The sequence below is a fragment of the Caballeronia concitans genome, assembly GCF_001544615.1.
Taxonomy (GTDB): domain Bacteria; phylum Pseudomonadota; class Gammaproteobacteria; order Burkholderiales; family Burkholderiaceae; genus Caballeronia; species Caballeronia concitans.
Map to the genome: position 1 here is coordinate 340,295 of NZ_FCNV02000001.1, position 24,193 is coordinate 364,487.

At 64.8% G+C, this 24,193-nt stretch carries 21 protein-coding genes; 8 read left to right on the forward strand and 13 right to left on the reverse strand.

Annotation, left to right across the window (positions count from 1 at the left end):
- Positions 1-6 precede the first annotated feature (6 nt).
- The 3 genes from AWB72_RS01600 to AWB72_RS01610 all read left to right on the forward strand — a co-directional run bounded on the left by AWB72_RS01600 (position 7) and on the right by AWB72_RS01610 (position 3,782).
- Entirely contained in the window at positions 7-1,305 is a 1,299-nt protein-coding gene (locus tag AWB72_RS01600) for an ATP-binding protein (protein WP_040053185.1), read from the forward strand.
- Between the two features lie 80 nt (positions 1,306-1,385).
- Complete coding sequence (locus AWB72_RS01605; RefSeq protein WP_040053283.1) at positions 1,386-1,928, forward strand: response regulator transcription factor; 543 nt, start codon at positions 1,386-1,388, stop codon at positions 1,926-1,928.
- A gap of 552 nt (positions 1,929-2,480) precedes the next feature.
- Complete coding sequence (locus tag AWB72_RS01610) at positions 2,481-3,782, forward strand: solute carrier family 23 protein (protein WP_040053184.1); 1,302 nt, start codon at positions 2,481-2,483, stop codon at positions 3,780-3,782.
- Between the two features lie 52 nt (positions 3,783-3,834).
- Here the strand turns inward: AWB72_RS01610 and AWB72_RS01615 are convergent, their stop codons facing one another.
- Complete coding sequence (locus tag AWB72_RS01615) at positions 3,835-5,502, reverse strand: Na+/H+ antiporter (RefSeq protein ID WP_040053183.1); 1,668 nt, start codon at positions 5,500-5,502, stop codon at positions 3,835-3,837.
- 340 nt (positions 5,503-5,842) lie between these two features.
- Here AWB72_RS01615 and AWB72_RS01620 point away from each other — a divergent pair, with 340 nt between their 5' ends.
- On the forward strand, positions 5,843-7,159 hold the full coding sequence (locus AWB72_RS01620) for an EAL domain-containing protein (RefSeq protein WP_040053182.1): 1,317 nt from the start codon (positions 5,843-5,845) through the stop codon (positions 7,157-7,159).
- Here AWB72_RS01620 and AWB72_RS01625 read toward each other — a convergent pair whose 3' ends face one another.
- The gene (locus tag AWB72_RS01625) at positions 7,160-10,735 is read right to left on the reverse strand and encodes an indolepyruvate ferredoxin oxidoreductase family protein (protein WP_087127782.1); all 3,576 of its coding nucleotides are present in this window, start codon (positions 10,733-10,735) and stop codon (positions 7,160-7,162) included. It abuts the gene before it with no gap.
- 244 nt (positions 10,736-10,979) lie between these two features.
- Between AWB72_RS01625 and AWB72_RS01630 the strand changes: the two genes are divergently transcribed.
- Positions 10,980-11,618 (forward strand): glutathione S-transferase family protein, encoded by a 639-nt coding sequence (locus tag AWB72_RS01630; protein WP_040053282.1) that lies wholly within the window; start codon positions 10,980-10,982, stop codon positions 11,616-11,618.
- On the opposite strand, the gene AWB72_RS01635 is transcribed toward AWB72_RS01630, so the two are convergent.
- The 8 genes from AWB72_RS01635 to AWB72_RS28400 form a co-directional block, all read right to left on the reverse strand.
- Positions 11,615-11,860 carry a hypothetical protein gene (locus AWB72_RS01635; RefSeq protein WP_040053180.1) on the reverse strand — a complete coding sequence of 82 codons (246 nt, stop codon included), beginning with the start codon at positions 11,858-11,860 and terminating at the stop codon, positions 11,615-11,617. The genes AWB72_RS01630 and AWB72_RS01635 overlap by 4 nt on opposite strands.
- Before the next feature lie 52 nt (positions 11,861-11,912).
- Entirely contained in the window at positions 11,913-12,134 is a 222-nt protein-coding gene (locus AWB72_RS01640) for a hypothetical protein (protein WP_040053179.1), read from the reverse strand.
- 87 nt (positions 12,135-12,221) lie between these two features.
- Positions 12,222-13,136, reverse strand: coding sequence for a carbohydrate kinase family protein (locus AWB72_RS01645; RefSeq protein ID WP_040053281.1), 915 nt, complete (start codon positions 13,134-13,136; stop codon positions 12,222-12,224).
- Between the two features lie 5 nt (positions 13,137-13,141).
- Positions 13,142-14,395, reverse strand: a complete 1,254-nt coding sequence (locus tag AWB72_RS01650; protein WP_040053178.1) for an AGE family epimerase/isomerase — start codon at positions 14,393-14,395, stop codon at positions 13,142-13,144.
- Positions 14,392-15,411, reverse strand: a complete 1,020-nt coding sequence (locus AWB72_RS01655; protein ID WP_040053177.1) for a LacI family DNA-binding transcriptional regulator — start codon at positions 15,409-15,411, stop codon at positions 14,392-14,394. The genes AWB72_RS01650 and AWB72_RS01655 overlap by 4 nt, the downstream gene beginning before the upstream one ends.
- Positions 15,412-15,640: 229 nt before the next feature.
- A complete protein-coding gene (locus AWB72_RS01660; RefSeq protein WP_040053176.1) occupies positions 15,641-16,450 on the reverse strand; it encodes a PIG-L deacetylase family protein in 810 nt (269 codons plus the stop codon).
- A gap of 434 nt (positions 16,451-16,884) precedes the next feature.
- Complete coding sequence (locus AWB72_RS01665) at positions 16,885-17,904, reverse strand: bile acid:sodium symporter family protein (protein WP_040053175.1); 1,020 nt, start codon at positions 17,902-17,904, stop codon at positions 16,885-16,887.
- Complete coding sequence (locus AWB72_RS28400) at positions 17,879-18,085, reverse strand: hypothetical protein (RefSeq protein WP_143754568.1); 207 nt, start codon at positions 18,083-18,085, stop codon at positions 17,879-17,881. The genes AWB72_RS01665 and AWB72_RS28400 overlap by 26 nt, the downstream gene beginning before the upstream one ends.
- Before the next feature lie 287 nt (positions 18,086-18,372).
- Between AWB72_RS28400 and AWB72_RS01670 the strand changes: the two genes are divergently transcribed.
- Positions 18,373-18,765, forward strand: coding sequence for a hypothetical protein (locus AWB72_RS01670; RefSeq protein ID WP_244285504.1), 393 nt, complete (start codon positions 18,373-18,375; stop codon positions 18,763-18,765).
- A 506-nt stretch (positions 18,766-19,271) separates the two neighbouring features.
- Positions 19,272-20,378 carry a porin gene (locus AWB72_RS01675; protein WP_040053173.1) on the forward strand — a complete coding sequence of 369 codons (1,107 nt, stop codon included), beginning with the start codon at positions 19,272-19,274 and terminating at the stop codon, positions 20,376-20,378.
- Positions 20,379-20,451: 73 nt separating this feature from the next.
- Here the strand turns inward: AWB72_RS01675 and AWB72_RS01680 are convergent, their stop codons facing one another.
- On the reverse strand, positions 20,452-21,414 hold the full coding sequence (locus tag AWB72_RS01680; RefSeq protein ID WP_040053172.1) for an NAD(P)H-dependent flavin oxidoreductase: 963 nt from the start codon (positions 21,412-21,414) through the stop codon (positions 20,452-20,454).
- Positions 21,415-21,640: 226 nt separating this feature from the next.
- On the opposite strand from AWB72_RS01680, the gene AWB72_RS01685 reads away from it, so the two are divergent.
- Positions 21,641-22,537: an alpha/beta fold hydrolase gene (locus tag AWB72_RS01685; RefSeq protein ID WP_040053171.1), complete on the forward strand. Its 897-nt coding sequence runs from the start codon at positions 21,641-21,643 to the stop codon at positions 22,535-22,537.
- 174 nt (positions 22,538-22,711) lie between these two features.
- Here AWB72_RS01685 and AWB72_RS01690 read toward each other — a convergent pair whose 3' ends face one another.
- Both AWB72_RS01690 and AWB72_RS01695 read right to left on the reverse strand, forming a co-directional pair.
- Positions 22,712-23,623, reverse strand: coding sequence for an MBL fold metallo-hydrolase (locus tag AWB72_RS01690; protein WP_040053170.1), 912 nt, complete (start codon positions 23,621-23,623; stop codon positions 22,712-22,714).
- Positions 23,620-24,177 carry a DUF1289 domain-containing protein gene (locus AWB72_RS01695; protein WP_244285526.1) on the reverse strand — a complete coding sequence of 186 codons (558 nt, stop codon included), beginning with the start codon at positions 24,175-24,177 and terminating at the stop codon, positions 23,620-23,622. Before AWB72_RS01695 ends, AWB72_RS01690 begins: the two co-directional genes overlap by 4 nt.
- Positions 24,178-24,193 lie beyond the last annotated feature (16 nt).

Genomic DNA, 24,193 nt, shown 5'->3' on the forward strand with positions numbered 1-24,193 from the left:
CGGAACATGCATCGCATAACCAACACCGGACGCGTCAACCTGGGCCATCTCTTCTGGCTTCGCTCGCTCGCGATCATCGGCCAGTTGTCGACCATCGCGGTCGTGCAGATTTTCTATGGCGCAAAGCTCCCGTTGCCGGCCATGCTGCTCGTCATCGCGCTCGAAATGGTCTTCAACGGGCTGACGTGGCTGCGCGTCGCGCGGGCGCGGCCCGAGACGAATCTCGAACTCTTCGGTCAGATGTGCGTCGACTTAGGCGCGCTCTCCGCGTTGCTCTTTCTGTCAGGCGGCGCGACCAATCCGTTCGTGACGCTGTATCTGCCGTCGCTCGCCATTGCCGCGGCCATCCTGCCGTGGACGATGATGACCTGCCTCGCGCTCTTCGCCGTCGCCTGTTACGCGCTCCTCAGCTACAACTACGTGCCGCTCAATATCGAGAATCCGGCCAATCTTTTCGATTATTTTCGCACCGGCCTGTGGGTCAACTTCATGGTGAGCGTGGGGCTGATCGGCTGGTTCGTGGCGCGCATGTCGCGAGCGCTGCGCGTGCGCGACGCCGCGCTCGCCGATGCGCAGCAACGTCACCTGCGCGACGAACGCGCCGTCGCGCTCGGCGTTCAGGCGGCAACCGTCGCGCATGAGATGGGCACGCCGCTCTCGACCATCGCGATGCTGTCCGAAGAACTGCGCGATGCCGCCGCGCACGACCGCAACCTCGCGCCGTATTCCGCCGACTTCGAACTGCTCGAGCAGCAAATGGCGCTGTGCACGTCGGCGCTCGCGCGTCTGCGCAGCCGGGCGAGCGGGCCGTCGACCCGGCAGGCGCTCGACGAGTGGCTGGCGAGTTTCATCGAGCAATGGCGGCTGCGTCATCCGCAGGTGAAGTTCAGGCAGGTGGGCGACACGCCGGCGAGCGCGTCGATCGACGATGCCGTGGCCGTCGGACAGATTCTCACCATTCTGCTCGACAACGCCGCGCGCGCGAGCAGCGAGTTCGTGTCGCTGGAAGCGGCGGCGGAGAAGATCGACGGCGCGCGATACGTGCGCTTCGAAGTCCTCGATCGCGGGCCGGGCATTCCGCCTGCGCTGCGCGCGTCGCTGGGCGCGGGCCCGGTCGACAGCACGCAGGGCGGCCACGGCGTCGGGCTGTATCTGGCGTTCGCGGCGGCGGCGCGGCTCGGCGGGTCCATCGAATTGTTCGCGGGCGAGCCGCGCGGCACGCGCGCCGTACTGCGGGTGCCGGATCGCGGGGCGGTCGCGGCGTCGGTTCAGGCGGCGCGCACGGAATCGAGCGGCGCGGCGTGAAATCGAATGCGGCAGCCGAGTATTGCATGACACCGGACACGCGCCACGGCGCCGACTCCGGCAAAAAAGGAGAAACGAAAATGAGCGACACCAACTTTCTGATCATCGACGACGACGAAGTTTTCGCCGGCATTCTCGCGCGCGGACTGGTGCGGCGCGGCTACACCCCGCATCAGGCGCACAATGCCGACGAAGCGATCAAGCTCGCCAATCAGCACAAGTTCGGCCAGATCACGGTCGATCTGCATCTCGGCAACGATTCCGGCCTGCGCCTCGTCGCGCCGCTGCGCGATCTGCAGCCGGACGCCCGCATTCTCGTGCTGACGGGTTACGCGAGCATCGCGACGGCGGTGCAGGCGGTGAAGGACGGCGCGGACAATTACCTCGCGAAGCCGGCGAATGTCGAATCGATTCTTCTGGCGTTGCACGAAGAGGCGAGCGAACAGACCGCCGAGGAAGCGATCGAGAACCCGACGCTGCTGTCAGTGGCACGGCTCGAATGGGAGCACATTCAGCGCGCGCTCGCGGAAAACCACGGCAATATTTCGGCGACGGCGCGCGCGCTCAACATGCATCGGCGCACGTTGCAGCGGAAGCTGGCGAAGAAGCCCGTTCGGCAATAGGAAATTCGCGCGAGAAAGAGAAGAGCGTCTTGCGCGAAGCGGCTTGACGACCGCGCGGACGCGAAAAGGAGCGCAGAAAAAAAGAACCGCCCAGGCCGGGGAACGAGGGCGGTAATCGGAGAGTTGCAACGACTACGTGCATATACATGGAGATACGCACCCGGAAAGCATACGTTGCATGGTTGCGCCCTAATATACGATTAATCCTAAAGCTGGAGCGTCTCTCAGGTCCCTGCGTTTAGTCAGTCAAACGACGCGGAGTGCATCCTTATCCAGGCCATCGGCCTCGCGGTCGAACGCAAGGTGATGAAAAGGCGTCGCGCTGCCGGCGCCGAGCGCCAAGCGAGCGTGTTCCGACTCGCGAAACGATCCGTCGTCGCTCGATGACGGACCCGCGCGCCGACCCGCAACACGTGCCGCTACCACGCCGAATCAACCCGCAAAATCCCCCAACAAACCGCAAGCGACACGTAATTTCGCGTCGCTTGCCACGCTCCACCCCACTCCGTACACTCGCGCCTGTTCAAAGATCGCCAAGAAGGAGCGTCACCCATGTCCGATTCCTATTTCCCGCGCTGGCCCGTCCAGCCGGATGCGCAAGGCGGCCGCGTCGTCGCGCCCGACGAGCGGCTGCCCTGGCCGCAGATGATCGCGATGGGCGTGCAGCACGTCGTCGCGATGTTCGGTTCGACCGTGCTCGCTCCGCTGCTCATGGGCTTCGATCCGAACCTGTGCATCTTCATGTCGGGCATCGGCACGCTGCTGTTCTTCCTGCTGGTCGGCGGGCGCGTGCCGAGTTACCTCGGTTCGAGCTTCGCGTTCATCGGTCTCGTGATCGCGGTCACGGGCTACGGCGGTCACGGTCCGAACATGAACATTCCTGTCGCGCTCGGCGGGATCATCGCGTGCGGCGTGGCTTACGCGATCATCGGGCTGATCGTCGCGGCGGTCGGCACGAAATGGATCGAAACGCTGATGCCTCCGGTCGTCACCGGATCGATCGTCTGCGTGATCGGGCTGAATCTCGCGCCGATCGCCGTGAAAGGCGTGAGCGGCAGCAACTTCGATTCGTGGCTGGCGCTCGTCACCGTGCTGTGCGTGGGCGGCGTCGCGGTGTTCGCGCGCGGCATGGCGCAACGGCTGCTCATTCTGATCGGCCTCGCGATCGCGTACATCATCTACGCCGTGCTGACGAACGGCATGGGCATGGGCAAGCCGATCGATTTCTCGGTCGTCTCGAACGCGGCGTGGTTCGGCATGCCGCACTTCACCGCGCCCGTTTTCAACGCGCAGGCGATGACGTTGCTCGCGCCCATCGCGATCATTCTCGTCGCGGAGAATCTCGGCCACATCAAGGCGGTCGGCGCGATGACCGGACGCAGCCTCGACAAGTACATCGGCCGCGCGTTCATCGGCGACGGCCTCGCGACCATCGTGTCCGGCTTCGCGGGCGGCACCGGCGTGACGACTTACGCGGAAAACATCGGCGTGATGGCGGTCACGAAGATCTATTCGACGCTCGTCTTCGTGATCGCGGCGCTCTTCGCTATCGTGCTCGGCTTCTCGCCGAAGTTCGGCGCGGTGATCCAGACGATTCCCGGCCCCGTGCTGGGCGGCGTGTCGATCGTCGTGTTCGGGCTGATCGCGGTGACGGGCGCGCGCATCTGGGTCGTCAACAAGGTGGACTTCTCGGATAACCGCAATCTGATCGTCGCGGCGGTGACGCTCGTGCTCGGCGCGGGCGATTTCACGCTGAAGCTCGGCGGCTTCGCGCTCGGCGGAATCGGAACCGCCACCTTCGGCGCGATCATTTTCTACGCGCTGCTGCGGCGGCGCGGATCGGGCGTGGTCTGATCCTTCTGCATGAACTCCGAAGCCCGAAGCCCCGGCACGGGCTTCGGGCGAATCAAGCCGCCATTCCCCGCTTGCGATTGACCATCGCCGTCTCCGACAGATCGATCTCGCGCATCAGCTTGTTCAACGTCTCGTCGTTGATGGCCTGATCGCTACGCAATCGCAGCAGTTCCGCGCGCTCGGCCCGCAGCGCGGCCATCTTGAGCCGCGTTTCCACGATCTCGCTTCTCTTCGCCGCCACGCGCGGCGCTTCGTCGTCGCCGAGCGATTCCAGCCGCCGCCGATACATGTTCATCACGCGCGCGGTCGAATCGGCGCAACGCGCGGATGCCGCTTCGTCCATTTGTTCGATGAGCACGTCGTGCGTATCGTCAATCGCGCGAATCGCCGCCTGCGCCGCGCGGCGGCGCGCCATGCGTTCCTCGGCGGCGTGCGGATTGCGCTCGCGTTTCGCGCCGCGCAGCATCACCGGCAAGCCGACGACGGCCACGAGCAGCGACACCAGAATCACCGCCGACGCGATGAAGATCGCGAGATCGCGGCCGGCGAGCGGCGCGCCGTTGTCGAGCGTGACCGGCAGCGACAGCACGCCCGCGAGCGTGACCGCGCCGCGCACACCGCCGATGGTCGTCATCGCGAGCGTGCGAACGCCGGGCGCGGCGCTCTCGATCCCCGACTTCGCCGCGCTGCGGCTCGCGAACCATCGCAGGCAATAGACCCACACGAAGCGCAGCGCATACAGCGCGATGACCGTCGCGAACACATAGCCGATCAGCATGCCCACGCGCGCGTTGCCGTCGCGATGCGCTTCGACCAGCGCCCGCCCGATGATGTGCGGCAACTGCAGCCCGAGCAGCAGGAACACCATGCCGTTGAAGACGAACTCGATCATCGTCCACGTGCTCGTCATGCGCACTCGCACCGAACTCGGAATGCTGGCGCGCAGGCTCTGGATGTTCATCATCATCCCCGCCGACACCGCCGCCAGAATGCCCGAGCAGCCCGCGCGCTCGGCGATCACATACGCGGCGAACGGAATCAGCACGGTGAGGATGACGCCGGCGGCGGGATCGTCGTCGTCGGAAATCCTGATGAGACGCGCCGGAATCTCCGTGACGGCATAGCTGATCGCCGCGCCGATCACGAGCCCGCCCGCCGCGATGATGACGAAGCTGATCGCCGCCGCCTGCAGCGAAAACACGCCGGTGAGCGCCGCCGCGATTGCGAACTTCAGCGCGACGAGACCCGACGCGTCGTTCATCAACGCTTCGCCTTCCAAAATGTGCATGAGGTTCGGCGGAATGCGATTGCGTCCGGCAATGCCCGTCAGCGCGACGGCATCGGTGGGTGAGAGCACGGCCGCGAGCGCGAACGCGACGGGCAGCGGCATTTCCGGAATCAGCCAGTGCAGGAAGTAGCCGAGCGCGCCCACGGTGATGAACACGAGCCCGAGCGCGAGCATGAGAATGGCGCGGCGCTGCATGTACAGCTCGCGCTTCGGAATGCGCCAGCCGTCCGCGAACAGCAGCGGCGGAATGAAGAGCAGCATGAACAGCTCGGGATCGAACGTGACGTGCAGCCGGAAGCCCGGCCACGCGAGCATCGCGCCGATGGCGATCTGGATCAGCGGAAGCGGCAGCTTGACCGGCAACAGCGAGAGGCCGACGCCCGACAGCGCCACGATCATCAGCAGGATGAGAACGGTAAAGACGATTTCCATGCGGGCAATGAGAAACACGGCACGCGCGCGGCGACCGTTTCGCTTTTCAATACGGGATGAGGCAAAAGTTTAGCCGCTCATTTCGCCGATGACATGCCCAGCGGCGCACCGATGCGGTGCGCATGCATGCGCAGATCGCTTGCCGGCGGTGCATGCGGGGCGCAAAACGCCTACGAATGCGATGCCGTCGCGAGCATGGACATTGCTTTATCCCCATCCACGGGACACGAGACTCCCGGCTTCATCACCGAGGGCTGTTCATGAAGACCACATCGAGCGGGACCGGCGCGGGGCCGGTGCAACGGATCGCCATCGGGCGCGCGCAGGCGAGGGCATCGACATGGTGATCGCCAATCCCGAGAAAACGACGATTTCCGCGCGCAGCTTCGAACTGGGCGTGATGTCGGGCCTCGACCGCTATTCCGTCGAACATGGTGAATGGACGCTGTCGAGCGTGTTCCAGCCGGTGTTCAGCCTTTCGCACATGCGCGCGGTCGGCTACGAAGGGTTGCTGCGCGCACACGATGCGCTCGATCGTCCCGTGCCGCCCGTCGATGTATTCGGGCAAGCGGCGCGCGTCGGCGAGGCGTTGCAGATCGACCGGCTCGCGCAGGCGCTGCATCTCGAGAACTTCAAGATGCTCGGCGCCGAAACCGAATGGCTTTTTCTCAACGTGCATCCCGGCGCGCTCACGGAGCCGTATCACGCGGCCGCGCTGCTGGCGAACCTCAAGCGCCTGCATATCGAGCCGCGACGCGTCGTGCTCGAAGTGCTGGAGCAGAGCGCCGAGGACATCGAGCGGCTCGCGCAGGCGGTGCAGCAGTTTCGCGATCAGGGCTTTCTCATCGCGCTCGACGACTTCGGCGCGGGGCATACGAACATCGAGCGGATCTGGCAGCTCGATCCGGATATCGTGAAGCTCGATCGCGTGATGCTCTCGCACGCCGGCCACAATGTTCACGCGCCGCTGTCCGAACGCACGATCAAGCAGCGGCGCAACATGGAGGCGGTGCTGTCGGGCATCGTTTCGCTGCTGCACGAGGCGGGCAAGCTCGTGCTGATAGAAGGCGTCGAGACGGAGCACGAAGCGCAGCTTGCGCTCGCGAGCGGCGCCGACTTCGTGCAGGGCTTTTTCTTCGCGCGGCCGCATCCCGGTCTGGCCGATGGCGCGCACGCGCAGACCATCATCAGCGATCTGACCGAGCGATACCGCCAGCAAACCGAAGCGCGCGAGCGGCGCGTCGCGACGCGGCTTCAGCCCTACGTGCGCGCGTTCGAACGCGCGGCGGAGCGGCTCGCGGCGGGCGAACCGCTCGACGAAGTCTGCTGGAATTTCCTCGCGCTCGACAACGCCGCGCGCTGCTTTCTGCTCGATCAGAACGGCCGGCAGTCGGGCCGCAACGTGGTGCTGCGCGCGGATCGCGCCGCGCACGAAGCGCGATTCCTGCCGCTCGTCGATGCGCAGGGTGCGAACTGGCTGCGTCGTCCGTACTTTCGCGCGGCGCTCGGCGATCCCGAGCGCGTGCACGTGACGAAGCCGTATCTGTCGATCAACGAGGCGATGCCGTGCGTCACGCTGTCCGTCGAAACGCGCTCGGGCGGCAAACGCTGCGTGCTGTGCGGCGACATCGACTGGCTCACGGACGACGAAGTCTGATCATTTCGCGACCACCACCGGAATGCCTTTAAGCGACGACGCGCCCTTCATCGTATCGATGGCGGCGTGCACCGCATCGCCCGTCGCCGCTTCGATGCCGAGCCGCGCGGCGATATCGCGTTCGCTGCGCTTGACCATAGCGACGTTCGCGAGCTTCACGTGACCGTAGCCGCGCACTTTCTCGAACAGCGCGGCGAGTGCTTGCACGTCCTTCGCGTTCGTCGCGTTCGCGGCGTCGAGCGTGGTGAGCGCGCGTTGCATCGTGAGTTCATAGTCGCGCGCGAGTTGTCGTTCCATGCGGCGTTCGAGCGTCTTGCCGAACGGATCGAGCGCCGTGCCGCGCAGCGCGCGCATCTTCGTCAACGCGCCGAACACGGGCCACATCCACTGGCCGAAGGTCTTCTTCTTCGGCACGCCGCCGTGCGACAGAACCGGCGGCGCGAGATTGAACTTGACGGTGTAATCGTCGCCGGGCGCGCCTTCGAATTGCGCGGCGAGCGCGGCGCGAAACGCCGGGTCCGCGTGCAGGCGCGCGACTTCGTATTCGTCCTTCACCGCGAGCAGCTTGTAGAACGTGATCGCGATGGCGCGCTTCACGTCTTCATTCGCCGATGCCTTGTCGAGCAGCGAACGATACCGCTCCACGTACTTCGCGCCGCCATAAGCGAGCAGCCGTTCCTCGCGGTCGCGGATGAGATCGGCGAGCGGCATCTCGGCCATCGCGATGCGCTTCGGCTGCGCGGATGCCGCGAGCGCATCGAGCGCGTTCATGTCCGCCGCCGCGAGACGGCCGATCGCGAACGCCAGCTTGTTCGCCGATACCGCGACGTTGTTCAGCTCCAGCGCACGCATCAGCGCGCCGAGCGACACCGGCACGAGGCCGAGCTGCCACGCGAAGCCGAGCATCAGAATGTTCGCGCCGATGGTGTCGCCGAGAAAACGCGCGGCGAGCGATTGCGCGTCGCACGTGCGCAGCGCATCGGCGGCGTTTGGGCCGGCGGCGTGGCGCATCTTGTCGACGAGCGCATCGGCGTGAAGGTTCGCGTCGGGATTCTGCACGAACGTCGCGTTCGGAATCGCGTGCGTGTTCACGACGATCTTCGTGCGATCGTGCCGCACCGTCTGCAACGCTTCCGGACTCGCGCCGACGACCATGTCGCACGCGAGCAGCAGATCGGCCTGCTGCGTGTCGATGCGAACCTGGTTCAAGAGCGCGTCGGTGGCGGCGAAACGCACGAACGACAGCACCGATCCGCCTTTTTGCGCGAAGCCCATGAAATCGAGCACGGACGCGCTCTTGCCTTCCAGATGCGCCGCCATGCTGATGAGCGCGCCGACCGTCACCACGCCCGTGCCGCCGACGCCCGTCACCAGAATGTCGTACGGCGCCTGGTCGAGATGCGCGCGCGGCAGCGGCAACGCATCGACGCGGCGCGCGAGTTCGGCGGGATCGAACGCATGGCCTTCGGCCTTTTTCAGCTTCGCGCCTTCGAGCGTGACGAAGCTCGGGCAGAAGCCGTTCACGCACGAATAGTCCTTGTTGCACGACGACTGGTCGATGCGGCGTTTTCTGCCGAGTTCGGTTTCGACCGGTTCGACGGACAAGCAATTCGATTGCACGCCGCAATCGCCGCAGCCTTCGCACACGGCTTCGTTGATGAACAGGCGCTTGTCCGGATCGGGAAACTCGCCCTTCTTGCGGCGGCGGCGCTTTTCCGCGGCGCACGTCTGGTCGTAGATCAGCACGGTCACGCCCGGCGTGTCGCGCAGGCGGCGCTGCACGGCGTCGAGTTCGCTGCGGTGATGGAACGTCGTGCCGTTCGGAAATTGATCGTGATGGCCGTCGTATTTCTCGGGTTCGTCGCTGACCACGACGAGCAGCGCGATGCCTTCCGCTTCCACTTGCCGCGCGATCTGCGGCACGGAGATGCTGCCGTCGACCGGCTGGCCGCCCGTCATAGCGACGGCATCGTTATAAAGAATCTTGTACGTGATGTTCGCCTTCGCGGCCACGGCCTGACGGATCGCGAGAATGCCCGAGTGGAAATACGTGCCGTCGCCGAGGTTCTGGAAGACGTGCGGCGTTTTCGTGAACATCGAATGCGACGCCCAGTCCACGCCTTCGCCGCCCATCGGAATGAGGCCGGTCGTGTCGCGCTCCATCCACGACGCCATGAAGTGACAGCCGATGCCCGCCTGCGCGACCGATCCCTCCGGCACTTTCGTCGATGTGTTGTGCGGGCAGCCCGAGCAGAAATAGGGCGTGCGCTTCACGGCATCGGCGATATTCGAGAGGATTTGCGGCGCGACGAGATCGACCACTTTCTCGCGCCGGTCGAGCGCCGGCTTGTGGCGCGCGAGCCATTGCGCGAAAACCGGCAGCACGCGCGACGGCCGCAGCTCGCCGAGCGCGGACAAGAGCGGCGCGCCGTCTTGCGTCGTTTTGCCGATGACGACGGGCCGCGCGCCGTCCACGCGGTTATAGAGATGATCCTTGATCTGCTGCTCGATGACCGGCCCTTTCTCCTCGATCACGAGCACTTCGCTCAAGCCCTCGACGAAGCTTTCGAGCCGCGTGGTTTCGAGCGGAAACGACAGCCCGACCTTGTAGATGCGCACGCCCGCACGGTCGAGATCATCGACGGTGAGTTCCAGCCGGCGCAGCGCTTCCATCAGATCGAGATGCGCCTTGCCGCACGTCACGATGCCGACGTTCGCACGCGGACTCGGCGCGATCCACTTGTCGATGCTGTTCGCGCGCGCGAAGTGGCGCACCGCGTCGAGCTTGGCGTGAAGGCGCGCTTCGATCGTCAGGCTCGGCAGATCGGGCCAGCGGTTGTGCAGCCCGCCCGCGGGCGCGACGAAATCTTCCGGCGCTTTCCAGAGCGTTTGCAACGCGTCGAGATCGACGGTCGAGCCGGATTCCACCGTCTCCGAAATCGCCTTGAAGCCGATCCACGCGCCCGAGAAGCGCGAGAGCGCCCAGCCGTACAGCCCGAATTCGAGCATGTCCGCGACGTTCGACGGATTCACCACCGGCATGTGCCACGCGATCATCGCCTGATCGCTCTGATGCGGCATCGACGACGACACGCAGCCGTGGTCATCGCCCGCGACGACGAGCACGCCGCCGTGGGGCGACGAGCCGTACGCGTTGCCGTGCTTCAGCGCATCGCCCGCGCGATCCACGCCCGGCCCCTTGCCGTACCACATCGCGAACACGCCATCGACGGTGCGCTCCGGATCGCTCTCCACGCGCTGCGTGCCGAGCACGGCCGTGCCGCCGAGTTCCTCGTTGATCGCGGGCAGAAAGCGCACATCATGCGACGCGAGTAGCTTCTTCGCTTTCCACAATTGCTGATCGACCATGCCGAGCGGCGATCCGCGATAACCGCTGACGAACCCGGCCGTGTTGAGATTCGCGGCGCGATCGAGCGCGCGCTGCATCAGCACGAGACGCACGAGCGCCTGCGTGCCGGTCAGGAAGATGCGCCCGCGCGTGGCGCTCAGGTTGTCGCTCAGTTGATAGTCGGAAAGGGCGGTGCCAAGCGTTGAAGCGGGGACGCGTGCGTTCATGGGCGTGTCTCGTTTTTAGTCTGTGAGGCAATACGCCATTCTTCGCCGACGATATCGGAATGTTTTTGCGCACTCGCTCCCATTCCGCCTGCATGGAGAAGCCACGCGATGTTTTTTGAGATAAGTGGGAGAAATCTTCTCGATCCGGCGCCGCTCCACGTAAACCCGGAGCCGATCCGCGCGCGTGGCGGCACGGTTTGGGACTAACCTGATCGACCGGAACGACGAGGAAAAGAGGATGTCGATGAAGCTCTTCTACTGGCCGAAGACGCGCGCCTTTCGCGCGCTGTGGATGCTCGAGGAAATGCGCTTGCCCTATGAACTCGCGCTCGTGAACATTCGCGCGGGCGCGCAGAACGACAGCGCGTTCTCCCGCGTCAATCCGATGTCGAAGCTCCCCGCGCTCGAAGACGGCCTCGTGCGCGTGGCCGAATCCGGCGCGGTGCTGCTGTATCTCGCGGACCGCTATCCGCAAGCGCGGCTCGGCGTGCCGCTCGCCGATCCGGCGCGCGGACGTTTCCTGCAATGGATGTTCTTCACCGGCTCATGCCTGGAACCCGCGATGGCCGAGCGCATGACCGGCGCAGAGGGCAACACGGTGAGCTTCGGTTGGGGCGATCTCGGGCGCGTCGAGCACGCGATCGAAAGTGCGCTCGAAGAAGGTCAGTGGCTGCTCGGCGAGCAGTTCACGGCGGCGGATCTGCTTCTGGCGAGCACGCTGCAGATCGGCTTTCTCGCGCGGCTGATCGAGCCGCAAGGCGTGCTCTTCGATTACGTCGAACGGGCGGTGGCGCGCGACGGCTACGAACGCGCCGCGGCGATCGATCATCGGGAAGCCGAACGGCTCGGCCTCAAGGCGCACGCAAAGCCGGCTGCGGATTAAGGGAACGCGCGCGGCTTCGGAATGCCCGCGCCGGCTTCGATGTCCGCGACCGCCCGCCCGCGCGCAAGATCGACGGCTTCGGCCGCGCTCGTCAGGCCATCGTCGCCGCCGACGGTCGTCCATGCCTTCACGGCGTGGTCCAGATGGCGAATCTCGTACTCGGCGTCCCAGCGCGCGCCCTGAAGCTCGATGGGTCTCACGTGGATCGAATAGACGCCGTAAAGGAAGACCTGTTCCGCCATGATGCCCTCCGATGCGTTCGGCCTGCGTTCTTCCGTTCTTCCGTCCTGCCGCTTACAGCTCGATTTCCCCGAGAATGCGATGCGCGAGCGCCCGCGCTTCGTTCAGCGCTTCGTGCTCGTTCTCCGACGACGCCTCGACTTCGTAGAGCGTCGCGTCGGTCGCTTCGCCGTCGTCGCGGGCAAGCGAGACGAGGCCCTGGAACTTGCCGTCATCGGTGGCGCGCACGCCGATCGTCGCCGTATAGATGCCTTTCGTGTACGTCGTGTCTTCCATGATCGATTCGCCTCGAGCCAGGAACGTAAACACAAAATTCATGCTAGCACGCAGATATGCGAAGCGTATGACGGCTGCGCGGCGGCTTTATCCGGCTAACAGTTCCTCGACTTCCGCGAGCGTCGGCGAATGCGCGCCCGAGTGCCGGCACGCCGCCGCGCCTGCCGCCAGCGCGAATTTCAGATGATCGGGCCACTCGCCGTGGCGCGACATGAGGCTGTAAAGCAGACCGCCGATGGACGCATCGCCCGCGCCGACCGTATCCGCCACTTCCACCGACGGCGGTCGCGCGCTGTAGCTTTGATCACCCGCGAAGAGCGTGGCCTCGGACGAGCCGCGCGTGACGAGCACGGTGGCTTGCGGATTCATCGCACGGATGCGCGCGAGCGCCTCCTGTTCGGGAATGCCGCGAAACAGCATGTGCAGGTCTTCGTCGGAGACCTTGATGAGGTCCGCCAAGCCGGCCATCTCGCGCAGGATCGGCTCATAGCCGTGCTCCATCAGGTTGCGGTAATTCGGATCGAAGCTGATCTTCACGCCGTGCTCGCGCAATTGCGCGGCAAGCGCCGCGAGCGTGCGCCCGAGCGGCTGGCGCACGAGACTGATGCAGCCGAAATGCGCCCACTTCACGCGCTCCATCCAGCCTTGAGGCAGCTTCGCCGGATCGAACGCGAGGTCCGCGCCGTTCTCGCCCATGAAGTAATAGGTCGGCGGCTGCGTCTTGTGCACGATGGCGAGCAGCGGCGGCCGTTCCACGCGCTGCATGAAGCGCATGTCGAGACCGGCGGCGGCGCTCGCTTCCCAGAGATCGTCGGAGAAATTGTCGATGCCGAGCGATCCGGCGCACGCGGTCGGCACGCCGAGCCGGGCGACCGCGCGCGCGACGTTCCAGCCCGCGCCGCCCGGACGCGACAGCCAGCTCGACTCGCCGGTGCGGATCATGTCCGTGAGGATGTCGCCGGCGGAAACGAATTGCGGGAAAGTGGTTTGATCGGTCGCCATCGTGTTCACCGTGCGTTGTGCGAGGAGCCGAGCGCGTTCAGCACTTCGTAGCACGCGCCCATCGTGTGGTAGTCGGTCTTGCCTGCGGGACTTTTTTCGTCGCTGTACTTGCGGTTGTCGCACGTGAGAATGCGATACCACGCGCCATGCTCGTGGTCGACGAAATGCGCCCAGCTATAGCGCCAGAGTTCGTCGTAGCAGTCCCAGAAGCGTTCGCTGCTCGTGCGCGCGCCGAGCAGCGCGGCGGCGGCGAAGCTCTCGGCCTGAACCCAGAAGTACTTGTCGTGATCGCAGATGCTGTCGTCGGGTCCGAAGCCGTAGTAGAGGCCGCCGTGACGGTTGTCCCACGCACGGCAGAAACCGGCGTCGAACAGTTCTATGGCGCGGGAGGCAAGCCACGGCAACGCGCGATGCCGTTCGAGAATCAGCAGCAGCTTCGCCCATTCTGTCTGATGTCCCGGCTGAAAGCCCCACGGACGAAAGATGTTCGAACTGTCCGATTCGTTGTAATGCCAGTCCACGGACCAGTCGCGATGGAAGTGCTCCCACACGAGCCCGTTCGACAGCCGCGCCTGACGCAGCGTGATGTTGCCCGCGATTTTTTCCGCGCGATCCAGATACAGCACGTGGCCGGTCGCTTCGTAGGCGGCGAGCAGCGCTTCGGTCGCGTGCATGTTCGCGTTCTGCCCGCGATAGTCCGAAAGCTGCCAGTCGGGCGTGGCTTCGTCGGCGTAAAGACCGGCGTTCGCGTCCCAGAAGCGGCGCTCCATCAGCGCGAAGGTTTCGTCGATCATCGGCCGCGCTTCGTCGATGCCCGCCATTGCCGCATGCGCGCACGCGAGCAGCACGAACGCGAGGCCGTAGCAATGGCGCGTGCCGTCGAGCGTGCGCTTCTGGCCGTCGCGCCACTCGATCTCCCAGTCGTAGCCTTCGTGTTGGGCGTCCCAATGGGCGTCGCGCAGGAATGTGAAGGCGTGGCGCGCGTCGTCCTGATGACGCGCGTCGCCGAAATGGCGATACGCCATCGCGTAGTTGAAAACGAAGCGCGTGCTGCTGACGAGATGGCGCGTGGTGCGGTCGTAGACGGCGCCGTCGTCCTTGAAGAAATGGAAGAAGCCGCCGGAGGGATCGCGGGCGGTCGGCGCGTAGAACGCGAGCGTGTCGCGCACATGCGAGAGCAGGAACTCGCGGCTGCGGAAGTCGATGGCCTGCTCGCTTGCGGCGCTGGCGACGGCGGCGGGTGGGGCGGTCAGGTTCATGGCGTGCGGATGTCCTCTTTCGTGCCCGAGCTCGCGCGAGCGATGAAATCGACGCTCATCAGCGAATCGGCCTGGGCAGGCGGGTTCGGGTGATCTTCGAGCAGCAGCTCGACGCCTCGCCGCCCGAGCGCTTCCTTGTCCACGGTCACGGTCGAAAGCGGCGGCGTGCTGTGCGCGGCGGCGGGGATGTCGTCGAAACCGACGAACGCGATGTCCTCCGGCACGCGCAAACCGTGCGCGAGACAGACGCGCATGGCGGCGAGGGCCGCTGCATCGTTATAGGCGAAAACAGCGTCGGGCAGCGGATTCGATTGCACGCGCGCCTCGGCGATCAGGCGTTCCATCGCGTCGGCGGCGGCGAGGTCGGCGGGCAGGCCGGCTTGCGCGGTGATTTCGAGCGTGGGATCGAAGAGCAGGCCGGCGTCGAAATACGCCTTGCGATACCCGAGCGCGCGCTGCGCGATGCTGTGATGCGCGAGCGATCCGCCGATGAACGCGATGCGCCGCCGCCCTGTGGCGAACAGATGCCGCATGGCAAGCGACGCGCCTTTCACGTTGTCGATGTTGACGGAGCGAAAGCCGGGCGCGCGAAGGTCGATCAGCACGATGGGCCGTGCAAGCGACTGCAGATGCGCGAGCAGTTCCGGCTCGACGAAGCCTGCGACCGCGATGGCGTCGGGCGCGTGCAGCCGCATCTGCTGCGCGAGGTCCTGCGTCGGACCGGCGGTGAGCACGGACGGCACGAGCCGGCGTTCGCGGCACGCCTCTTCGAAACCGTGCAGCACCTGCGAAAAGAACGGGCTGACCGCGAAGTTGTTGTGCTGACGGTGCAGCAGGAACGTGACGCGGCGAATGCGGGTGCGCAGTTGCGCGGAGTCATAGCCGAGCCGCTGCGCCACTTCGACGACGCGCTCGCGCGTGGCTTCCGACAAGCCGGGCTGGTTTTTGAGCGCGCGCGAAACCGTCCCGATCGAGACGCTTGCCGCGCGGGCGACATCGCGGATGGTAGTGGCCATCTGGGTGTTCTCTGTCCTGAAGCCGGAGCGCGCTGTTTATCGCGCGCGTGGGGTTCGCTTGATTCGCGGGATTGTATAGTAAAAGAACGCGGAATCGCGCTGACAACGGACTAGAGAAAACCAGTAAGTGTTTGTGTTTTGACAGCTTTTAACGTTCGTTTGATGTTTAGTAAAACACGAGAAACAACGTCATTTTTCCGGCTCGACCGCAAGCGGGGAACGCCGCGCTTCATATCAACACGACTTCGTAGCTTCGCGTCAGGCGCGCCAGCACATGCTCTGCAAGCACGGGCGCTTGACCCGTCGCCTTGTCCGGTTCGAGCTGACTCCTGAAGGCCTGCACCGCGCGCAGCTTCCGGGCGTGCGTCGCCTCGTCGAGCAGGATGCGGCGGGCGCGGCTCCACGGCACGCGCGAATCGTCCGGCGACGCCCAGTGCCACGTGCACACCGGTACTTCGACGAACGGCAGCCCGAGCGCATCCGCCGCGAGACACGCCGCGCGCCCGACCGCTTCGTGATCCGGATGTCCGTCGTAGCGCCACGGAGCGAAGACGATGTCATCGGGCTGCAGGCATTTGGAAAGGCCGCCCAGCAAGCCCGGCTCGATGCGCTCCGCCGCGCCATCCGGAAGACCGAGGCGCACCACCTGAACCTGCCGCAGATTGAGCCGCTGCAAGGCCTCGCGCGTTTCGAGCGGCCGCGCGGCAGCCAGGCGTTCCGGCGACCATTCGGTCGAGTGCGGATGGCTGGCGGCGCCGTCCGTCACCGCGACGATCAGCACGTTGCGGCTCCATTCGGACAGGCGCGCGAGCAGCCCGCCCGTGCCGAGCACTTCGTAGCCCGGATGCGGTGCGATGACGACGGCGCGTCCACCGAACGGCACCAGTTCCGCCGGTCCGACTTCGGGTAGCGCGCCGAGACCCGCCCAGCCTTGCCAGGTGGCTTCCGGCGTGCCGCTGCCGGACATCGCGCGATCGTGCGCACCCGTTTCGACGCGTTCGTCATGACGCCTGGTGCCGCGAGTCCTCATGATTGCCATGTCGTGCTCCCGGCTTCGTTGGGGCGCGTGGGGCGCACGAAGCGATGAAAGGAGTCATCGCCGGGAACGTCACGATCACGGCGATCGCAAGCAAAAACGCGCTGCGCAAATGATGTCGCGCGAGGTTGAGTGAACGAGGCAATCGGCATGATGCGGAGCATTCTCGGAAGAAGAGTTTTTGTAGGAGTCGCGTTGGCTCGTGTCATGAACCGAAGTGTGGCAAGGGCCATTCCCGAGCGCCATTCGTCCGAACGGCATAGGAAAAAGCGTCGGACGGAAGTCACGCGAAGTCGGCACGATGCTGCGAACGAGCATGGAAATTGGCCTATGCCATTCGGCCGAATCGACGGCTCATTGCCGATGCGTTCAAATGACAAAAAGGCCGCACGAGGCGGCCTTCGGATGAAGCGGAGGAAAGAACGATGCTGCCGGTTTCAGCGGCGCGCAGGAGCGCCGACGCCCTTGCTGCCACGTACCGGCTCGGCCATGGTCTTGCGCGAGCCCCAGCGCTGGGCGAGCACCGCGCAGACCATCAACTGGATTTGGTGGAACAACATGAGCGGGAGGACCACCGCGCCTACCGAGTGCGCCGCGAAGATGACCTTCGCCATCGGAATGCCCGAGGCGAGGCTCTTCTTCGAGCCGCAAAAGATGATCGTGATCTGGTCGGCGCGGCTGAAGCCGAGCCGTTTCGCCGCGAACGCGGTGATCAGCAGCGCCACCGCAAGCAGCACGATATTCACCGCAACCAGGCCGCCGAGCGCGGACAGCGGGATCGAATGCCAGATGCCTTCGTTGACGGCTTCGCTGAATGCCACGTAGACGACGAGCAGGATCGATCCCTGGTCGACGAACTTGAGCACGGCCTTGTGGCGGTCCACCCATTTGCCGATGGCCGGACGCAGCAACTGGCCCGCGACGAACGGCACCAGCAGTTGCAGCACGATATTGCCGACGGTATGCCACGGCGAACCGCCGGCGCCGGCGTGGTCGCTCACCATCAGGCTGACGAGCGCGGGCGTGATGAAAATGCCGAGCAGGCTGGAAGCCGACGCGCTGCACACGGCCGCCGGCACATTGCCCTTGGCCATCGAGGTGAAGGCAATCGACGACTGAACCGTCGAGGGCAGCGTGCACAGGAAGAGAATGCCGGTATACAAAGCGGGCGTGACGAGCGGACTCAGCACCGGCCTGAGCGCCAGGCCGAGCACGGGAAACATAACGAAGGTGCTGATGAGCACGAGCAGGTGAAGCCGCCAGTGCGTCGCGCCGGCGAGAATCGCCTCGCGGGAGAGCTTGGCGCCATGCAGAAAGAACAGCAGCCCGATGGCGACATTGGTGATCCAGTTGAACGCCACAGCCGCGCCGCCCCGGCAGGGCAGCAAGCTCGCGATGATGACGGTGCCGACGAGCGCCAGCGTGAAGTTGTCAGGAAGAAATTTTGGCCGTGCCATCAGAAGGATCTCGCACTCGGGCGGTTGCCGGGCGGCGCGTCGGTGCGACCCGCCGCTGCATCAGGGAAAACCATGATTTTCGCTCGCGTTCGATTGAATTGGCAAATTCATTTCTTCGATCGATTGATTCCATTTCCGCATGAACTGCACGGACGACGGAAATCAGCGCGATCAGCAGCAACTTTTGGTCCTCGTGGGGCCGTTGAAGAAGCACTGTTTTTCTTCTTATGATTTGCTGCCAATTCAGGACCGCGAAATAAAAAAACTCTGACGTAACATGGTGTTACAACCATGAGCGTGGCCTAACACTTTTTGGCTCGACGGTTCATGCGCGGCGAAATAAATTGTGGATACTCCGGTCGGCGGACCGCGCATCGTCCGATGCTGCGCCCGCCCGGCTCCAACAACGGCCGGTGTCACGCGTTATCGGTCCCGGCTGTTCGGCGTCGGTTGCGCGGGGAAAGACTCGTGTTGGATGCAGGCAGTTTCGACATGGCGCTCACTGGCATTCGCAAAACCACTCGGCTTCTCGCTTGTACCGCGCTCGCTGCGCTGGCGGCGGCGGGATCGCTCGCGCTCGCGGGTCCGCGAGTGGAATGGCTGTCGCCCGCGGTGTACGCGGATTCGCCGGACAATCGCCAGTCGCTGCACTACACGCCGGTCGCCGCGAAGGACGGGCTCACGCCCATCAGTGCCGAAGTGCGCCCCGGTCCGCAGGCCGAGCAGGCCGCGCCTTTCCGTGGCGCGGGATCGATCCGTGCCGACATCACGCGCTACAACCAGGAGCGCAGTCTGCCGCGTCCGCAAGGCCGCCCGTCGGATGACGGTCGCGCGCCCGCCAATTCGAACTTCCGCAACTGAGCGCGTCGGTGGCCGCGTAAGCGAACATCGGCCATAGCCGCTGAAAAGCAGTTATCCAAAAATAATTGGCGCGTCCAGCGCGCGTGTCACGGTGACGTAATCTCGCCACAGTGACGCATCACATTTCCCCTTAGACATTCCCCTCTTTTTTGCGCGCAAGGACAATGCGGCCTTCGGCTGATTGCGTGTATCCAGCAGTTTCCAAACTCCTTTCATCGCGTCCAGCGGCCCGCCGGCTCGAATGCTCCGGTGCGGTCCGTCACGTCGCTGCGGCGCGTGAACAGGAAAGCGACCGGCGGCGTCATCGGCGCCCATGCCCCGGAGTACCGGAACCGCTATACCCGCGATAACCAGAAACATTTTTGACCGGATAAATGGTCCGTAAAGATGGTGCCGCCTCACAAGCGCAACGCCCTCGCCCAGAAGCCCATTACGCCGGTCAGACGAGGCGAAGCAATGTCCCTCGCCCGCCACGCTTTTAATTTTTGACAAAGACAGGAGAGTTCATGAAGCCAACCGTCAACCGTGCGACGCAGAAATCGGTGAAAGCAACGGTCAAAGCGACCGCCGTCGCAGCGATGATCGGCTTTTTCGCGGCAGGCGCCGCGCACGCGCAGTCGAGCGTTTCGCTGTACGGCCAGGTCGACGAATGGGTCGGCGCAACCAAGTTTCCGGGCGGCGAACGCGCGTGGAACGTGAGCGGCGGCGGCATGTCGACGTCGTACTGGGGCATGAAGGGCTCGGAAGATCTGGGCGGCGGCTACAAGGCGATCTTCACGCTCGAGAGCTTCTTCCGCGCGCAAAACGGCCAGTACGGCCGCTTCCAGGGCGACACGTTCTTCGCCCGTAACTCGTATGTCGGCATTCAAGGCCCGATCGGTACGTTCACCGCCGGCCGCCTGACCACCCAACTCTTCGTCTCGACGATTCTGTTCAACCCGTTCGTCGATTCGTACGTCTTCTCGCCGATGGTCTACCACGTGTTCCTGGGCCAGGGCACGTTCCCGACCTACACGACCGACCAGGGCGTGACGGGCGATTCCGGCTGGAACAACGCGGTCCAGTACACGACGCCGGACTTCAACGGCCTGTCGGGCAGCGCGATGTACGCATTCGGCAACAACGCGGGCGATGGCCGCTCGAAGAAGTACAGCGCGCAGTTCCTGTACTTCCACGGCCCGTTCGCGGCGACCGGCGTCTACCAGTACGTCAACTTCAACGCGACGCCGGGCGACCTGCCGACGTCGAACGCGTTCGTCACGCCGGGCTTCAAGAGCCAGAGCGTCGGGCAACTGGGCGCATCGTTCGACATGAAGTACGTGAAGTTCTTCGCGCAGTACATGTACACGAAGAACGACATCGACAACGGCTCGTTCCACGTCAACACGGGGCAGGGCGGCGTGACGGTGCCGGTCGGCCCGGGCACGGTGATGGCCTCGTACGCGTACTCGCGCAGCAACGGCGGTCTGGACCAGACGCACAAGAGCTGGGCGGTCGGCTACGACTATCCGCTTTCGAAGCGCACCGACGTCTACGCGGCTTACCTGAACGACAAGTACACGAGCCTGTCGACGGGCGATACGTTCGGCGTCGGCATCCGCGCGAAGTTCTAAGCGCGCAGGGCCGGTTCGAACGAAAACACCGCGTCGAGTACGCGGTGTTTTTTCTCGTCGATCACAAAAGCATTCAGCGGATCCCGAGCCGCTTCTTCGTGTCGTCGTATTCCTGTTTCAGCCGCGCGACGAGCTCCGCCACGCTCGGCACGTCGCTCATCAGGCCGACGCCCTGGCCCGCGCCCCAGATGTCCTTCCACGCCTTCGCCTTGCTCGACCCGTCGCTGAAGTTCATCGCGGTCTTGTCGGATTCGGGCAGCGCGTCCGGGTCCAGCCCCGCGTTCACGATGCTCTGGCGAATGTAATTGCCGTGCACGCCCGTGAAGAGGTTCGTGTAGACGATGTCCGACGCGTTCGCATCGACGATCGCCTGCTTGTAGCTTTCGAGCGCGTGCGCCTCGCGGGTCGCGATGAAGCGCGTGCCCATATACGCGAGATCCGCGCCCATCGCTTGCGCGGCGAGAATCGAGCCGCCGTTGGCGATGGAACCGGACAGCACGATGGGCCCGTCGAAAATGCGTCGCACTTCGCCGACGAGCGCGAACGGCGACGTCGTGCCCGCGTGCCCGCCCGCGCCGGCCGCGACGAGAATCAGGCCGTCGACGCCCGCATCGAGCGCCTTCTGCGCGTGTCGCAGATTGATGACGTCGTGCAGCACGATCCCGCCATACGAATGCACCGCGTCGATCATTTCCCTGACCGGCGCGCGCAGACTCGTGATGAAGATCGGCACCTTGTGCTCGACGCACACGCGCACGTCATGTTCGAGCCGCGCGTTCGACTGATGCACGATCTGATTCACCGCGATCGGCCCGACCACGGCGTCCGGATTCGCCGCCTTGTGCTCGACGAGCGATGCCTGAATCTGCGTGAGCCATTCATCGAGCAATTCGGCCGGGCGCGCGTTCAGCGCGGGAAATGATCCGACGATGCCCGCCTTGCACTGCGCGAGCACGAGTTCGGGATAGCTGACGATGAACATCGGCGAGCCGATCACCGGCAACGCGAGGTTTTGCAGGACGGCAGGAAGGGCCATGCGCGAGTCTCCTGATTGTTTTCCGCGGCGCTCTTATTCGATGCAATGCAAGGATGCACCCGCGCATCGAATCAGAACGATCGTTCGATTATAGGCATGGCGCATGGCGCTTCGAACCCGGCAAATCCCGAGGAAGTCCTCGGTTTCGGGCGATCACCGTCGCCGAAGCCGTTGCGATGCGAACGCCGCGCCTACAATGAGCCGAACGCCACAACAAGAACACATCATGTCTTTTGGAGACTACGCGCCGTTTCGCATTGAAACCACGGAGTCGGGCGTCGGCATTGCCGGGGTCAAGGGCGGCGACGGTCCGCCGCTTCTGCTCCTGCACGGCCATCCGCAGACACACGAAATCTGGCACAGATGCGCCGACGTGCTCGCGCGCCACTTCACCGTGATCGCCACGGATCTGCGCGGCTACGGCGCATCGTCGAAGCCTGAGAGCGACGAGCATCACACGCCGTATTCGAAGCGCGCGATGGCCGCCGATCAGGTCGCGGTGATGCGTCACTTCGGCTTCGAGCGATTTCTCGTCTGCGCGCATGATCGCGGGGCGCGCGTCGCGCATCGGCTGGCGATGGATTTTCCCGATGCCGTCGATCGCCTGATGCTGCTCGACATCGCGCCGACGCTCGCCATGTACGAAGCGACGGACCGCGCATTCGCGACCGCGTACTTCCACTGGTTCTTCCTGATTCAGCCGTCGCCGCTGCCGGAACTGCTGATCGGCGGCAATCCGGACGCGTATATCGACCGCGTGATGGGCAACCGTCACGCGGGTCTCGCGCCGTTCGCGCCGCACGCGTTGCAGGCTTACCGCGATGCGCTGGCGCAGCCGGGCGCGGTCTTCGCGATGTGCGAGGACTATCGCGCGTCGGCGAGCATCGATCTCGAACACGATCGCGCCGACCTCGAACGCGGCCTGCGGATCGCGTGTCCGTTGCGCGTGCTGTGGGGCGAGGAAGGCGTGATCGAGCGATGCTTCGACGCGCTCGGCGAATGGCGGCGCGTTGCCCGCGACGTGAGCGGCCGCGCGCTGCCGTGCGGGCATTACATTCCCGAGGAACAGCCTGACATGCTCGTCGACGAGATGCTCGCGTTTTTCAGGGCGGATGCGTCCTGAAAGCGGAATCGGTAAAGACGACGCGCGGTCATCGGCTATTTAGCTAGCCGTTAAATTTCTGTAGGGAAAGCACCGATGCACGCACGATAGCGTCGGGTTAGGATGAATCTCGACGTTGATCACGTCTATGTTCGCCGCTTGCCGTAGCTGACAAGCGGCTTTCTTTTTGGCGCTTCACGCGGCCGCTATCACGCCGCCGTTCACCGTCACCGCGCCGCTCTTCGCCAGTTCCCCGACCAGTTTTTCCAGCAACGCGCGGCGCTCGTTCGGCGCGGCGAGCGCATCGGCGGCGGCGCGCATGGCGCGGGCATTCGTCGTCATTTCGAGAAGCGCGTCGAAGCTCATGGCGCGCACGTCCATCAGCTTGAACACGATCAACACCTTCAGCGCATTCTTCGCGTTGCGCGCGGGATCGGCCTGCAAGTAATCGAGCCGCGACGACGCGACATCCAGCGCCCGCGCGACATCCGAAAACGGCGCGCCGTGGCCGGGAATCACGATGTCGATATCGAGCCGCGCGATCAGATCCAGCACCGCGCGTTCTTCCGCGAAGCCGCTTTCGCCTTCCAGTTCCGGAAAGATCACGCCGAAGCCGTTTTCCCACAAGGCGTCGGCGCTGATGAGAATGCGCGCGTCGGCGCAATAGAGCATGAGCGAATGCGGATCGTGGCCCGGCGCGCCGAGCACGGACCATGACAAGCCGCCGAGCGCGAGCGCCGCGCCGTTTTGAATCGTGCCGCTGAAACCGAAGCGCTCGCAGCGCTGGCCGGTGGCGTCGAAGGTCAGCGCGTCTTCGTTCCAGTCGCGAACGGCTTGCGCCTCGCCGGACGGAATCAGCGTTTTGCACGCGTACGTGGCCTGAAGCAACGCGTTGCCGCCGCAATGATCCGAATGCAGATGCGTGTTCACGATCAGATCGAGCCCGCGCGCGCCGAGCTTTTGTCGCACGAGCGCGAGCGTTTGCGGCGCGTGCGCGACGTAACCCGTATCGACGAGCGCCGCGCCTTCTTCGCTCATGAACAGCACGTTGTTCGACGAGAGCCAGCCGCGCTCGAACACGGTCATCGATTCGGGCAGCGCGTTCATGGTGCGGCGTCCTTCGGCATCACGACGATCGTCGCCGTCGCCTTCATCACCGTTTCGCCGAACTGGTTGCGCGCGCCGCCTTCGAGTTTCACGAGATCGCCGCGCAGGCTCGCTTTCCATTTCGCGTCGATGACCTGCCAGCGCATCGTGATGACATCGTTCGCCTTCACGGCGCGCGTGAGCTTGATGTTGAACTCCAGCCCGAGCGGCTGCGCGTACTGCGAGAAATGCGTGGCGATCAACGCCATCAGATGCGCGGTCGGCTGCGTGCCCGAAGCGATCAGCGCGCCGAAACGGCTCGCGCGCGCGTAGGCGTCGTCGTGATGCAGCGGATTGCGGTCGTCCACGAGCGTCGCGAAATGGCGAATGGAATCGGGCGGCAGCGAAAGTGTCGCTTCGAACGATTCGCCGACGGTCACGATGCGCGCGCCCAGCCGACGGCTTTCGACGCGCGCAAGCACGGCGCGTTTCGCGTCGTCGTCATATGCGGACCACGCGGCGATTTCGTCGATGGTGCGGAAACAGCCGTCGCAGAAGCCGGTTTCCGCGTTCATGCGGCAGACATCGACG

Coding starts and splice junctions, on each gene's coding strand:
- AWB72_RS01600 (WP_040053185.1), top strand. CDS start 7: ATGCATCGCATAACCAACACCGGACGCGTCAACCTGGGCCATCTCTTC.
- AWB72_RS01605 (WP_040053283.1), top strand. CDS start 1,386: ATGAGCGACACCAACTTTCTGATCATCGACGACGACGAAGTTTTCGCC.
- AWB72_RS01610 (WP_040053184.1), top strand. CDS start 2,481: ATGTCCGATTCCTATTTCCCGCGCTGGCCCGTCCAGCCGGATGCGCAA.
- AWB72_RS01615 (WP_040053183.1), bottom strand. CDS start 5,502: ATGGAAATCGTCTTTACCGTTCTCATCCTGCTGATGATCGTGGCGCTG.
- AWB72_RS01620 (WP_040053182.1), top strand. CDS start 5,843: ATGGTGATCGCCAATCCCGAGAAAACGACGATTTCCGCGCGCAGCTTC.
- AWB72_RS01625 (WP_087127782.1), bottom strand. CDS start 10,735: ATGAACGCACGCGTCCCCGCTTCAACGCTTGGCACCGCCCTTTCCGAC.
- AWB72_RS01630 (WP_040053282.1), top strand. CDS start 10,980: ATGAAGCTCTTCTACTGGCCGAAGACGCGCGCCTTTCGCGCGCTGTGG.
- AWB72_RS01635 (WP_040053180.1), bottom strand. CDS start 11,860: ATGGCGGAACAGGTCTTCCTTTACGGCGTCTATTCGATCCACGTGAGA.
- AWB72_RS01640 (WP_040053179.1), bottom strand. CDS start 12,134: ATGGAAGACACGACGTACACGAAAGGCATCTATACGGCGACGATCGGC.
- AWB72_RS01645 (WP_040053281.1), bottom strand. CDS start 13,136: ATGGCGACCGATCAAACCACTTTCCCGCAATTCGTTTCCGCCGGCGAC.
- AWB72_RS01650 (WP_040053178.1), bottom strand. CDS start 14,395: ATGAACCTGACCGCCCCACCCGCCGCCGTCGCCAGCGCCGCAAGCGAG.
- AWB72_RS01655 (WP_040053177.1), bottom strand. CDS start 15,411: ATGGCCACTACCATCCGCGATGTCGCCCGCGCGGCAAGCGTCTCGATC.
- AWB72_RS01660 (WP_040053176.1), bottom strand. CDS start 16,450: ATGGCAATCATGAGGACTCGCGGCACCAGGCGTCATGACGAACGCGTC.
- AWB72_RS01665 (WP_040053175.1), bottom strand. CDS start 17,904: ATGGCACGGCCAAAATTTCTTCCTGACAACTTCACGCTGGCGCTCGTC.
- AWB72_RS01675 (WP_040053173.1), top strand. CDS start 19,272: ATGAAGCCAACCGTCAACCGTGCGACGCAGAAATCGGTGAAAGCAACG.
- AWB72_RS01680 (WP_040053172.1), bottom strand. CDS start 21,414: ATGGCCCTTCCTGCCGTCCTGCAAAACCTCGCGTTGCCGGTGATCGGC.
- AWB72_RS01685 (WP_040053171.1), top strand. CDS start 21,641: ATGTCTTTTGGAGACTACGCGCCGTTTCGCATTGAAACCACGGAGTCG.
- AWB72_RS01690 (WP_040053170.1), bottom strand. CDS start 23,623: ATGAACGCGCTGCCCGAATCGATGACCGTGTTCGAGCGCGGCTGGCTC.
- AWB72_RS01695 (WP_244285526.1), bottom strand. CDS start 24,177: ATGAACGCGGAAACCGGCTTCTGCGACGGCTGTTTCCGCACCATCGAC.